We start from the raw sequence: 13,631 nt of genomic DNA on the forward strand, positions 1-13,631 counted from the left end.
AGCCAGCAGGTGGGTCATCAACTTCCGCGACTTGCCGCTCGACCGCGCCGAACAGTACCCCGCACCCCTCGACATCGTCAGGCGCCTCGTCAAGCCCGAACGCGACCGCAACAAGGAAACTCGAACACGCGAAGAATGGTGGCGGTTCACACGCACTCGACCCGAGCTGTACGAGACTGTTCGCAATCTCGGGCATGTGCTGGCGATCAGTCTCGTAAGCAACGCTGTGATGCCGGTGCGGGTCCCGACAGGTCCCGTGTTTGCACACAAGTGCGCCGTCTTCGCCATCGATGACTTCGGCGGCCTTGCATGCCTCTCGTCTAGTGCGCATACAGTTTGGACTGTCCGTTACACATCGACGATGCGACGCGACATCAACTACTCTCCGTCGGATGTTTTTCTGACTTTCCCTCGGCCCGAGTCCAACCCGAAGATGGAGCGCCTCGGGCGGCGGCTTCATACCGAGCGCCGCGAGCTCATGTTTAGTCGCGGGTGGGGGCTGTCGACGACGTACAACCACGTCCACGACCCCAGCGACCGGGACCCAGAGGTTCAGGCGTTGAGGGAGTTGCATGCCGAGATCGACGCGGCGGTGCTCGCGGCGTACGGGTGGTCCGACCTCGATCTGGGGATCGGCCATCATTCGACGAAGATCGGTGTTCGGTGGACGGTCGGTAAGGAGGCTCGGTTCGAGCTCCTGGACCGGCTGCTGGAGGAGAATCACCGGCGCGCCGCCTTGGAGGGTGGAAAGTGAGCGGGCCTGGACTGTCGGTGGGCGGGCTTAGCGGCATCTTGGCTGACGGCAGAGGAGTGGCGTGGTGACCTCAGGTGCGGCGGGCAAGACGTCCTACGAGGTCCGGGAGGAGCTTGAAAGCCTTCTCGAGCGTGACCTGCATGGGCCGTGGGACGGTCCGGAGGAGGAGCTGCTGCCCGGTGTCAGCCCTGGTGAGCGTTACGTGCTGGGGCGGTTGGTGCCGCGGGACGTCCCGCCGAGCCGTTCCGATGATGCCTCCGATGGTGATGATCCGGGCACGGTGGACCGGGAGGTCGTGGAGACGTCGGACGATGACGATGCACCCGAGCCGCCGGCGGCAGTCCGGTCCGGTTCGATGGCGGCATCGGCGCTGGGGCTGTCTTTCGCTGTCCCGGCCGGTGTCTCGAGGATTGTCGTGACTGCTGAGTGGGGTCGCTACGAGCGGGCTGCCTCGGAGGTGCACCTGACGGAGCAGGGCAGGCCGCGTACGGTCTGGCGGCGGCGGCCTGCGGGCGGCCCTGTCGAGGTAGCTCTGGACAGCGATGGCGAGCTCGATCCGGTGCCGCCGGACAGCGAGCAGCCCGGTGTGGTGCTCCGTAGCCTGGTGCGGCATCGGGGAGCGCGCCGCATTGTGGATGTCTCGCTGGTCAACGCCCAGCCGCAGCCCAGTGCCAACCCGGACACCGCGCGACTGTTCCAGGTTCATCTCACGGTCACCGCTCTCGACGGCAATGCGTCGGTCTTCTTGGGGCACAATGACCCGGAGCTGGGCGAGCGTCCCTTCACCAGCGACCCGGAGCGGCTCCATCTTGCTCTGCTCCACCGTGCGCAGCGGGCCTACGCCCATGGTCGGCAGTGCGCCGTGGATGCCGAGGTGCGTCCCGGTCAGGCTCGTGCGTGGCAGCTTCGCACGACCTGCTTCCCCGCGGCGGATGTTCGGCTCACGGTGCCGGGGGACACCTCCGGGATGCCAGGTCTGCTGCTGGACATGGCGCGGCTGGGTAGCGCGGAGCTGGCCCGTGATGAACTTGTCCGCGCTCTGCGGCCGCTGGCCACGGGTTACCGTTCGTGGCTGGCGGATCAGGTGCGGCGAATCGATGACGATCCGGAGATCGCCGCGTATGGCCGGGCTGCGCGGCCGGCGTTCGACCGGGCCGGTGAGATCGCTGATCGTTTGGATCGGGCCATAGATCTGCTTCGTCATGATGGCATCGCGCGTGAGGCGTTCCGGTTCGCCAATCAGGCGATGGCGCTGCAGCGTGTGCGAGGGGAGGTGGTGCGGGCGCGGCTGAACAATCCCGACGTTCCTCTGGCCCAGATTTTGCGGGAGAAGGACGTTGCATCTACCCGCAGTTGGCGGCCGTTCCAGCTTGCTTTCGTCCTGTTGTGCCTGCCGGGGCTGACCGATCCGAGCCATCGCGATGCTCACCGGTCGGTTGAGGACGGCCAGGTGCAGCTGCTGTTCTTCCCGACCGGTGGCGGTAAGACGGAGGCGTATCTGGGGCTGACCGCGTACACGTTTGCGATCCGGCGTTTGCAGGGTGTCGTCGGTAGCGGGGATGACGCGCGGGACGGCACGGACGGTGTGGCGGTGCTGATGCGCTACACGCTGCGGTTGCTCACTGCGCAGCAGTTCCAGCGCGCGGCCGCCCTGGTGTGTGCCTGTGAGTGGCTGCGCAGGGAGCGGCTCGCCGCTGGGGATGGCCGGTGGGGGGCGACGCCCTTCCGGGTGGGGCTGTGGGTGGGCAGCAGCGTCACCCCGAACAGTTACGAGGAGGCCAAGCGGCAGGTCGAGGAGGCCCGGGACCGGGAAAGCGCGATCGGAGGTCCGCTGCAGCTCGTTGCCTGTCCCTGGTGCGGATCGCGGCTGACCGGTGCCGCCTTGAAGACCCAGGATCTGCGTCGGCGGGTGCTGCTCTTTTGCAGTGACCCGGAAGGGGACTGCCCCTTCACCGAGCGGCATGCGGGCGGCGAGGGGCTGCCCGTCCTGACCGTGGACGAGGAGATCTACCGGCTGACTCCGGCGCTGGTGATCAGCACCGTCGACAAGCTCGCGCAGCTGCCGTGGAAGGACGCCGTGGCACCGCTGTTCGGTCTGGTCGACACCCGCTGCGAGCGGCACGGCTGGCGTGCCCCGGCCTTCCAGGGCTTCTGCAAGACCCGGCACCCCGCTGCGGCCGGGCTGCCCGCCACTGCGCCGCAGCCCGCGATGCGTCTGCGGCCCCCGGACCTGGTCATCCAGGACGAGCTGCACCTGATCAGCGACGCCCTGGGCAGCCTGGTCGGGCTGTATGAGACGGTCGTGGACCGGCTGTGCAGCCGGCCGGTGAACGGGGAGCTGGTCAGGCCGGTCGTGGTGGCCTCGACCGCCACTGTGCGGCGGGCCCAGGATCAGGTGGAGCAGGTCTTCGCCCGTGGACTGACCGTCTTCCCGCCGCAGTTGCTCGACGCGGGCAACACGTTCTTCTCCCGCTCGGTGGAGCCCACACCTGAGACGCCCAGCCGGCGGTACCGGGGCGTGTGCGCGACCGGGGAGCGCCTGAAGTCGGTGGAGATCCGGCTCGTCGCCGCCCTGCTGGAGCACGGTCAGATGCTCTTCGACCGGTACGGGGACGCCGCGGACCCCTACCTGACCGTGGTGGACTACTTCACCTCCACCCGTGAACTGGCCGGCATGAAACGCCTCGTCGACGACGACGTCGCCGACCGGCTCGTAAGCAAACAGGTCCGCACGCGCCGCCGGCGTCCCACCGTCAGCGAACTCACCAGCCGCATGCCCAGCAGCCGCATCGGCAGTACCCTCGCGGACCTCGAGCGGTCTTTCGATCCGCGCTATGACTCCTCCGAGGCCCTGGAGGACTTCCGGCGCAACCCGGAATCCCGGGGCCGGCTGGCCGGGCGTTTCAACCCACTGGACGTGCTCCTCGCCACGAGCATGCTCCAGGTGGGCGTAGACGTCCCGCGGCTGGGCCTCATGGTCGTCACCGGACAGCCCAAGAACAGCGCCGAATACATCCAGGCAACCTCCCGTGTCGGCCGTGACCCACGCCGTCCCGGCCTGGTCATCACGCTGTACCAATGGAGCCGGCCGCGGGATCTGGCGCACTACGAGTCCTTCGGTTACGACCACGCCACGTTCGGCATGCGGGTCGAGGGCCTGACAACGACCCCGTTCAGCGACCGGGCGCTCGACCGCGGGCTCAGCGGGATACTCGCCGCGGCCGTGCGGCACTCCGCCTTCCACGCCCTGCCGAACACCGCGGCCCACGACGTGCCCCTGACCGGGCCCGCGGTCCTCGCCCTCCTGGAGGCTCTGGAGCAGCGGGCCGCCAGGGTTCTGCACGACAGTGCCCAGGCCGCCGCGGTACGCCAAGCCGCACAGCACCGCCTCGATTCCTGGACCCAGCAACGAGGCGCACTGTCCGCCGGCCGCCTGGGCTACGAGGAAGCTCCCGACGTCGTGGGCCTGCTGATGCGGCCCGAGGAGGACAGCTGGGAGTTGTGGTCAGCGCCGATGAGCCTGCGCGAAGTAGAACCGGAGATCATCCTGCAACTCGACCGGCGCGACCGGAGCCTGGCAGAACAACCCGCCTGGAGCTACGACCGCACACCGCCCTCCGGAGGGACCTCGTGAAGCTGCCCACCGGCCCCTCCAGCGGGCACCGGGACCCCAGCAGGATCGGAGGGGTCCGTCCCAGCCACCTCATGACCACCGCCGGGGTCGGCGCCGTGGCCGACCTGCCCACCATGTCCGTGATCGTGCGCAGTCTGGACGCCTGGAGCCCCGAGCGGCAGGAGACCATCGAAGAGCCCCGGCTGCTCGCAGAAGTACAACGCGTTCTGGGCCCCCAGGTCAGGGCCTTGCGCAAGGCCCCGTGGGATCCAGCCGAGACCGACGACCCCTACACCCGCGTCGGGGTGCCGGTCACCCCGTTCCCCGGATGGGTGCGCTGCCCACGCTGCCACCGGCTCGGCCCGCTCGACCCGCCCGGGCAGTTCGAGCTGGTGCACCGCTACGGGCGCCGCCCGGACCTGGCCAAATGGGTGCACGCGCAGTGCCAGAAGCAGACCACCACCCGGGACGCCAACAAGCGGGCCTGCGTCCCGGCCCGCTTCATCGTCACCTGCGAACGCTCCGGCCACCTGGACGACTTCCCGTATGTCGACTTCGTGCACGCCGGGGCGACCGTTCCCTGCGGCGGCGCGAAACTCACCATGATCGACAGTGCGAGCACCCTCGGCCCGCAAGTCACCGTCAGATGCGCCGAATGCGGTGCCTCCCGCAACATCCAGGAAGCCGCCGGCCGCCACGGCTGGCAGAAACTCCCCGTCTGCCGCGGGCGCCACCCCCACCAGCAGCGCTTCGAGCCCTGCGGCGCCGACCTGCGCCTGATGGTGCTCGGTGCCTCCAATTTGTGGTTCAGCGTCACCGCGAGCGCCCTGCACCTCCCGCAGTCGCAGTCCATCGAAGACATCGTCACCGGCAGCTGGGACCTGCTGGGCGCGCTTCCCTCACCGGCCCTGGTGCAGACCGTGGTCGATGGCATGAACAACCTCCGAAGCCTGCGCTCCGTGCCGCCCGACGAGCTGTGGGCGATCATCGAGAAGATCCGCGCCGCCGGCGGACCCGCAGCGCCCGAGACCTCAGGAGACCTCCTCCAAGACGAATGGCGGCTGCTCGCCAAGCCCACCACGCTGCGACAGGACGTCGACTTCCGGGCCGTCCCGACCCCGACGCCCCCCGGATACGACAACCTGCTCGAGCAGGTCGTCCAGGTCACCCGGCTGCGCGAGGTCCAGGCCCTGCTCGCCTTCACCCGCATCTCAGCCCCCGCCCGCCGCGACCTGGCCCCGCGCAACCGCGTGTCCCTCTCCCGAGGGCCGATGCAGTGGGTGCCCGCGGCAGAACAACGCGGCGAAGGCATCTTCCTGCAGCTCCGGGAAAACGCCGTAGCCACCTGGGCCGGAAAAGTCTCGAACCACCCACGCCTGCTGGCGTTGCAGCAGGCGCATCAGCGGTGGAGCCACAACCGGGCCCAGCCCTACAACGCCGGCTTCCCCGTGGCCCGCTTCGTGCTGCTGCACACCTTCAGCCACCTCCTGATGCGGCAAGTCGCACTGGAGTGCGGCTACTCCTCCTCCAGCATCCGCGAGCGCCTCTACATCGGGCACCCCGGCCAACCCGCCGCGGGACTGCTGCTGTCCACCGCCGCCAGCGACAGCGAAGGCACCCTCGGCGGCCTGGTCGCACTCGGACAGGCCCGCTACCTCAAACGACTGCTCGACCAGGCACTGGAGGAAGCCGCCCGCTGCTCCAGCGACCCGCTGTGCGCCGAGCACCTTCCCGAGGACCCCTCCGACACCCTCCACGCAGCCGCCTGCCACGCCTGCCTGTTCGCTTCGGAGACCAGCTGCGAGACCAACAACCGGTGGCTGGACCGCGCGTTCCTCCTCGACATCACCGGCGACGGCCTGGCCTTCCTGTCATGATGTCATCAGGCTCCCTGGAAACCCTCACCGCCGAACTCGCCGAACAACTGCCGTACAGCGACATCAAACAGCTCGCACACGCCTGCCGGAAGGGACGATCAGGCCTACGCTCACTCGAGGCCCAAGTCGCCGGCATAGCCGTCCGCACGGCATGTCGCCGCCTGCGCACCCACCTGCCCGGGGACACCGACGGCAGGTACGCGGCAGGGCTGCTGCTCGGCGCCGCGCAGGCCCGGCTGAAGTACCGCTCCGACCACGACGCGGACATCGTCTGGACCGGCCCGGCCTCCGGCATCCAGACCTCCCGGCTAACCTCCGCCGTAGTCAGCGAACTCATCGACTCCGCACGCAGGGAGCTGCTACTCGTCAGCTACGCGACCTTCCCACCAGCATCACTCACCGCCGCCCTGGCCGCGGCAGCCGCCCGCGGCGTGGAAATGACACTCCTGCTGGAGCAGCCGGCCGACAACCCCAAATTCCACGGGGCCCCCGCGTTCCCCACGCTCCCGGCTGTCCAGTGGAGCTGGCCGATCAGGAACCGGGAACCGGGAGCCGCACTGCACGCCAAGATCATCGTGGTAGACCGGCACGTGGCCCTGATCGGCAGCGCCAATCTCACGGGCTACGGGTTCGAGAAGAACCTCGAATGCGGAATCCTACTGCGCGACCCCACACAAGCCGACGCAATAGCCCGCCACCTCGAATCCCTCCAAGAATCAGGAATCCTCCTCACCTCACCCTGAGATCGCGACCGCGCACGTTGGGGTCCGAACATGACTCCCAAGCCCGCTCCGCACATCCGCGTGGCCGCGCCGCACGGGATCATCGCGGGATGAGCACTCGCCGCCCGCTGGGCACCGGTCCGTCTGTCCCGCCCGACGACCAGGGAGCACCGGGGGAACGGCGTCTGCCGGCGGACTGCCCAGCGGGCGAGGTTGTCCCGGACGGCGGGGAGCTCCATGATCTTCCGCCGGTCGGAGTGGTCTCATGACCTTGCCTCGGCGATCCCTCGGGGACGGGACGGCCGGAGCACGGTGACGAGACGGCCCAGCGGGGCCCGGCTCTATTGCGGGTGACTGCGGTCCCAACCAACCGCAACCCCCCCAGGTCACCCCCGGGCCGGCGGCCACCTTGAGCCCAGTCGCAGCTTCAGCAGTCACCACCTCAGAAGCGTTGAGACTGCCGTCGGGGTGATCGGAGCAGTGCTCGGTGTACGTGCCATACCGGCCCGTGTCCACAGTGAGAGTGCCAGTACCTTGGCATTCCGTGGCCACCCAGACTGTTCCGCCGGCAGCCTTCGCGGGCAGCGTCACTTCCAAACTGCCAATGCGCCTACCGGTTGAAGCCCACACCTCGGCGTAGTTCAGTTGGCAGATGTCCCGCAGGACCAGCGGAGAGCGCGGCGGCCACCGGACTGTCCTGGCACCTCGCCGCTGTCACCGGCCACGGGTCAGCCCGGACAGGCGGGGTGGCTGTCGGCGCCTTCCGGCAGCAGCCGGCGCTCGGCATCGGTGAAAGGGCGGTCCACAGCGCTGCACAGTGCGGCGTACCACGCGTCGGGGTCAAGGGTGACCGAGAGTGAGCCGTCGGTGGTACCGCCTTCGACGACGTTGCCGTGTACCGTCCAGACCGCGCCGTCGGGCATCGAGAGGCCGGCGATCTCCGTGGACACGTGGGTGCTCCACACCTGCATGAGATCGGAGGAGGTGCCGGAGGAGCCGGTGGAGATCAGGTCTCCGGCGGGGGTGAACCCGACGAGGTTGTAGGCGTCGGCGGCGGAGACCGGCGGTGCCACCCGGTCGAAGCCCGGGACGCCGCGGAATTCGATCCTGGTGCCGCCGGACGACTTGATATTGCTCAGGGTGGCCAGCAGGTCCCCCGAGGCGTCGAACGCTTCGCTCTGCCACGCGCTGATGGCGTCCGGATCGGCTTGGAAGCTCCCGATGGAGCGGCGCTGGCCGAGGTCCCACAGCCGCATCACACCGTCGCGTCCGCGGACGAGCGCCTGCTCCGGATGGTCCGGCCGTGACCAGACGGACTCGCCCTGCCCGGCCAGCCATCGCAGTGTCGTGTCATCGCTGCGGAGTTCGAGCGGCGAGCCGAGGGCCCTGCCGGTCGCGGGGTCCCACCGGGCGAGCGTCCCGGCGTAGAGCGTCAGGACGCTTCCGTCGTCGGCCGCGGCCAGGGCCCCGGTGAAGTCTCCCTTCATGCCCTGTGGAACGGGCAGTTTGACCATACGTTCCAGGGACAGCCGCGGCACGGAGTAGACAGCGAGCGAGCCGCCGGTCCGGGCGACGAGATGGCGGCCGTCCGAAGTGAAGGCGATCTGGGAGTGTTTCTGAGATGCCATCAGAATTTGTTTCCGTACCGCCGCACCGGCCGTGAATGTCCTGCCGTCCGTGGTGTCGCGCAACCGGACCGATTCCTCGCCCACGAGGTCGTCCACCAGCAGCCGGAAGCGTCCGTCGCCACTGAACATGGGGAACTGGGGGCTGACCGGCATGGCGGCGGGGGCGGCACGGTCCGGCCGGGGTGCGGTGAACCGCAGCAGTTCCCCGCCCTTCAGGGCCAGTATCGCGAGGCGGCCGTCCTTGCGCGGAAGCACCACGAAGTCGGACCCCCTTACCACGTCGTAGACCGGGGCCGCCGACTGGGCAACCCCACCGGTGCGCAGGTCGACCACCTTGACGGTGGCCAGGTCGGTACCCGAGGACCCGCCGGGGCCGGTGAAGGCGTAGCGGCCGGTGCCGTCCACCACCACTCCGCCGTCGCATCCGGAATTGGGGACAGTGCGCAGCGGTGTGCCGTCGGCCGCCGCGCGTATCCTCAGGGCTTCGGACGGACAGTCGACGACGACCTGCCCGCCCAGCCCGACGTCGCCTCGCGGCAGCGCGGAAATCGTGCCGGTCTCCGCGCCCGTACCCGGATCGAGCCGTACGTACTGGGGAGACCCGTTGCCCGTCGACTCCTCGTAGAGCAGGACGCCGCCCGGCTTCGGGCCGAAGCCGGCCTGGTAGAACGTGCGGCCGGCCGGCAAAGTGGTCCTGGACACCAGGGATTTCCCGGCGATGTTCCACAGGCCGAGGCGGTCGTCCTCGGTCCCGGTGCTGCCGGTGTGACCGAACAGCCCGAGCAACTGGCTGCTGTCGGGGGAAAAGGCGACGTCCAGGGTCTGCTGGGCCGGATCCCAGCCAGCCGGTACCGGAAGCCGGGTGGGCTGGTCCGGGTGGGCGACGTCCCACACCGTCAGTCCCTGCCGGTCATCGAGCATGCCGATCTTCCGGCCGTCCGGGCTGATCTTGACCAGGGGCTCGTGTGCGGTGACCGCCCGGGTGCCGGGGAGTTGCCGTACCTCAGGACTGCCCAGAAGACCGGTGATGACCGACACGATGCCGCGCTGGTCGACGACGACCGCCGAGCTGCCGTCGGGTGTCGCCGTGAACAGCAGAACGTGGTCGACTCCCAGCCGTTTCACCAGGTCCACGTTGTGCAGCCGGGTATTCAGTTTGAACAGCGCGCCATAGGCCTCGGGCTGCGAGTCGTCGGTCCGCCAGGCGGACAGGGCGAGCAGGGCGGCGGTTCCCGGATCGTCGTCCGCCCTGCGCTGGGCCTCCTGAGCGAGCAGCCGGGCCGCCTGGGCGCGGAGCTGACTGCTGAGCTCGCGGGTGCGCTGGTACGTCACACCGGCCAGCGCGGCGGCGAGCAGGGCCAGCACCGCGATCGCCGCGGTGACGATCCGCCAGCGACGCACCTCACGGCTCTGCCGGGCGCGGCCGGCGGCTATGTAGGCGTGCTCGTCGGCGGTCACGTCCTGTGGCCGCCGCTCGCTCCACAGCAGTGCTTCGGCCAGCAGCGGGCCGTGCACCAGGGCGCTCTTCCGGCTGCCGAGCCGCTCCCACTGGCGCAGGTCCGCTCTGAGCCGTTCCTGCCAGTCCCGGAAGTCCCGGTCCGCGGCCAGCCATTCGCGCAACCGGTCCCAGCTCTCGATGAGCGATTCATGGGCCAGGTCCGCGATCTCCGCGCCGTCGACCGCACGGGTCGTCACCAGGAGTTTGCGGTCGGCCAGCCGCGGCACCAGCCGCTGCTGGTCCTCGTCCAGGTCTTCGACCCGTACCGCGCGACGGGCGAAGCCGCCGTCCTCCTCCGGCCGGGCGAGCTGGACGAACAGCCGTCTGGCCGGTTCCCGCTCCGCCGCTCTCAGGTCCCGGTGATAGACGTCCTCCGCATAGTCGGCGACGGCGCCCGCGACCCCGCCGAACGCGTCGTACGCCTCGTGGGTGAGCACCCCACCGCGGCGCCGGTCCCACAGCCGGGTCAGCGCGAACTCCACCAGGGGCAGCCGGCCCGGCCCGGTACCCGCGTCGTCCAGGATCCGTTCGACCAAGCCCGGCTCGTGGACGACGCCGGGCGCGGCGGCGAGCGGCCCGGTGACCGCTGTCCGCAGCTGCTCCCGGTCCATAGGCGCCAGGAACGCGATCCCGTCGCGGAGCGAGCCCTGGTTCCGCTGGGTGAGCAGCCGGTCGAGCGATCCCGACCGTACGGTGAGCAGCGCCCGCACCGGCGTCGGCGTGGCGACCGGGTCGGCGAGGCCGGTGATCAGCTCCAGTAGCGCCCTGGCCGTAGCCGGGTCGGCCGTGGCGATCTCCTCGAACTGGTCGGCGAAGAGCAGGACGCCGTGCGGATGACGGCGTGCCAGGCGGGCGGCGATCTCGGCGTGCCGACCGTCCGTCAGCCGCTCCGCCGTCTCATATTCCGTCAGTTCGTTGCCGAGCAGCGGCAGCAGAGCGCCGGCCAGCGTCTCGGCAGGGCCGAGCCCGGCGATCGGGCGGAAGTCCGCGATCTGGTGCCCAGCCCGGCGCAGCCGCGGCAGCAGCCCGGCACGGGAGAGGGAGGACTTGCCGCTGCCGGAGGGACCGGACAGGATGACCACCGGTTGCCGGGCGGTGAGCGTCTCCAGCCGGTCGATGTCCGCATCGCGACCGCAGAAGACCGCCTCGTCGCTTTCGGCGAAGGCGTCCAGCGCACGGTAGGGGCAGGACGGCAGGGCGTGCTCCGCGAGTTCCGGCCAGGCACGCAGCAGCGAGGAGACCGGGTGCAGGTAGGCGGTGTCCGCACCGCTGCCGAGGCCCGCCGCCACGGCCATCCCGACGACCCCGCCGAGATCGGTGTCCCAGACCGGGGATCCGCTGAAGCCGGGCTCGATACGGGGCCCGGCCTCCGTCTGCATCTGCACCCAGCCCGCGCCCTGGGCGGCCCGCAGCCTGCCGGTGCCCCACACGCCGTGATCGCTCCCGGAGGGGAATCCGAACACCCGCACACTGTGGTCCCACAGCTCGTTGGCCTCCACCAGCCAGGGCGGCCGGACCTGCGCGGGGACCGCCTCGTCCAGCCGTAGCAGTGCCAGGTCCCCCGTGTCGTCGGCGAGCACCGGCCGCCAACCCGCCACCTGCGCGGGGAAGGTGGTCCGGCTGCCGTCGGCCGGGCCGGGCAACAGCGGGAAGTCCAGCCCGACCCGGCCCGGCGGCGGATCGGCGGACCGCATGTCACCGCCCAGGGCGCGTGCCACCACATGGGCGCAGGTGCACACCAGCCGAGGCGCCACCAGGAATCCCGCGCCCACGATCCTGCCGTCGGGGTCCCGTACCCGGACGACGGCGCCGGCCAGCGAGTCCGCGCCGCCCGTCATACGTCCGCCGGACGGTTCCATTCGACGGAGACGGTGAAATTCGCCTCCGTGGCGGTACGGGCCACCACCACCCCGGCTTCGGCGGAGAACTTGATCCCGAACTCCAGGCTGATCCTGTCCGGCGGCGCGATGCCGCCGCGGAGCTGGCCGACGACCGCCTGCATGGCCGGCCGCATCGGTGCCAGCACCTCCTGGAGGGTCCGGCCGGCGGCCTCTACGGCATCGTGGGTCCGGCCGGCCCGGGTCCAGCCGTCCGCTCCGTGGCCGTCGACCTCCACGTGCAGGGTTTCGCCGCCCTCGACCAGAACGCTCATGACATACGGCACTGTTGCCCCCAACTCTCTTACCGTGCACATGCGGTAGCGATCGTAGCCAACGGCGGACGGGGGCAGCGTCGCGCCCTGCCCGGCCATGGATCAGCCCGGCGGGCGGCACGGTGTGGTGCTCACCACGGGCGGGCAGCGGGCGCGACGATCAGAAGCCCCGACCGGGACTCCTCAGCGGCGCAAGCCCCGGGACCTTCCGCGATCCCGGACCGTGGGCCCGGCGACCCCGCGCGCAAAGCCCGGCCCGCGTAAGCCGCCGGCCCCGCGTAAGCCCCCAGCCACCAGGAGACGAGGCGTTGGACGACACCCCGTACGCCCCCGAGGCCGCACTCTCCCGGCGCAGATTCCTCGAGGCGGCCGGCACCGCCGCCGCAGCCGGCACCGCCGCGGTGACCGCACCCGCCCCGGCGGGCGTGCTCGGCCGGTGTCCGTGAAATGCCTTCGCCAGACCCAGCGGTCCTCCGCCACAATCCCTTCGTGACGACACAGCAGAGCCAGACGGAACAAGTCGCCTCAGCCATTGCCGAGCACGCGCACGACGGCTTCGCTCTGGTCGCGATCGACGGCCCAGGTGGAGCCGGAAAATCGACGCTCGCAACAACACTCGGCGAAGCCCTGGGCGGGGCAGAGCGGACCACCATCGTCCGTGGCGACGACTTCTACCGCCCGATGGCCCCGGAAGAGCGACTGCTCCTCAGCCCGGAAGAGGGCTATCACCAGTACTTCGACTGGCAGCGGCTGCGCGACCAAGTACTCATTCCGCTCCTCGCAGGCCAGGCAGCGGACTACCAGCGCTACGACTGGCCGACAACCGCGCTGACTACGGACGAGCTCCACCACGTCCCCCGGTCCGGCACTGTCATCGTCGAAGGCGTGTTCACCGCCCGCCCGGAACTGGCGAACTACTACGACCTCACCGTTTGCGTCGAGACACCTCGCGACACGTGCCTACACCGGCAGCACGCACGCGGACACGACCACGGCCCCGGCAACTGGATTGAACGCTGGCGCGCCGCTGAGGAGCACTACCTCGCAGCAACCCGTCTCAGTGCCCGGGCAGACCTGACCGTCAAGGGCTTCTGACACCGCGCACACAGACGATGGGAGCACCCGACGACCGCAACGACCGGCACCGGAACGCGCCAACCGCCACGACAGCGCCCACCAGTTCAAGCGCTGACTCGCCGGTGAAGTGCGGGTGAAAACATGTGACTGAGCGCTTGAGTTGGCCAGTTGAGCATTCCATGTCGAGGGCGTGTCCCAGCCGGTGGGTGTAGACGTCGAGCGGTGGCTTGAGCTGCTGGTAGTAGGGCTCGGCGAGCTGCCATCCTGGGCCTTGCGACCGAGCCCGAGGACACCGCGAGACGAAGCCGCA

Annotated in this window: 8 protein-coding genes; 6 read left to right on the plus strand and 2 right to left on the minus strand. The window is 70.0% G+C overall.

Annotation, left to right across the window (positions count from 1 at the left end; all coding sequences use genetic code 11):
• Positions 1 to 31 precede the first annotated feature (31 nt).
• The 4 genes from FCI23_RS42675 (at position 32) to drmC (ending at position 6,987) form a co-directional block, all read left to right on the plus strand.
• Positions 32 to 754 carry a DNA methyltransferase family protein gene (locus FCI23_RS42675; RefSeq protein WP_136729439.1) on the plus strand — a complete coding sequence of 241 codons (723 nt, stop codon included), beginning with the start codon at positions 32 to 34 and terminating at the stop codon, positions 752 to 754.
• Positions 755 to 818: 64 nt separating this feature from the next.
• Complete coding sequence (gene drmA, locus FCI23_RS42680; RefSeq protein ID WP_136729440.1) at positions 819 to 4,388, plus strand: DISARM system helicase DrmA; 3,570 nt, start codon at positions 819 to 821, stop codon at positions 4,386 to 4,388.
• Positions 4,385 to 6,244 (plus strand): DUF1998 domain-containing protein, encoded by a 1,860-nt coding sequence (drmB, locus tag FCI23_RS42685; protein ID WP_136729441.1) that lies wholly within the window; start codon positions 4,385 to 4,387, stop codon positions 6,242 to 6,244. Before drmA ends, drmB begins: the two co-directional genes overlap by 4 nt.
• The gene (drmC, locus tag FCI23_RS42690) at positions 6,241 to 6,987 is read left to right on the plus strand and encodes a DISARM system phospholipase D-like protein DrmC (RefSeq protein ID WP_136729442.1); all 747 of its coding nucleotides are present in this window, start codon (positions 6,241 to 6,243) and stop codon (positions 6,985 to 6,987) included. Before drmB ends, drmC begins: the two co-directional genes overlap by 4 nt.
• A gap of 707 nt (positions 6,988 to 7,694) precedes the next feature.
• Here drmC and FCI23_RS42695 read toward each other — a convergent pair.
• Positions 7,695 to 11,930, minus strand: a complete 4,236-nt coding sequence (locus tag FCI23_RS42695) for a S1 family peptidase (RefSeq protein WP_169317204.1) — start codon at positions 11,928 to 11,930, stop codon at positions 7,695 to 7,697.
• Positions 11,927 to 12,244 (minus strand): CU044_2847 family protein, encoded by a 318-nt coding sequence (locus FCI23_RS42700; RefSeq protein WP_136729444.1) that lies wholly within the window; start codon positions 12,242 to 12,244, stop codon positions 11,927 to 11,929. The genes FCI23_RS42695 and FCI23_RS42700 overlap by 4 nt, the downstream gene beginning before the upstream one ends.
• Positions 12,245 to 12,552: 308 nt before the next feature.
• Between FCI23_RS42700 and FCI23_RS57285 the strand changes: the two genes are divergently transcribed.
• A complete protein-coding gene (locus tag FCI23_RS57285; protein WP_169317205.1) occupies positions 12,553 to 12,690 on the plus strand; it encodes a twin-arginine translocation signal domain-containing protein in 138 nt (45 codons plus the stop codon).
• A 43-nt stretch (positions 12,691 to 12,733) separates the two neighbouring features.
• Positions 12,734 to 13,339 (plus strand): uridine kinase family protein, encoded by a 606-nt coding sequence (locus FCI23_RS42710; RefSeq protein WP_169317206.1) that lies wholly within the window; start codon positions 12,734 to 12,736, stop codon positions 13,337 to 13,339.
• Positions 13,340 to 13,631: the final 292 nt, after the last annotated feature.

The organism is Actinacidiphila oryziradicis (assembly GCF_005047355.1).
GTDB lineage: Bacteria > Actinomycetota > Actinomycetes > Streptomycetales > Streptomycetaceae > Actinacidiphila > Actinacidiphila oryziradicis.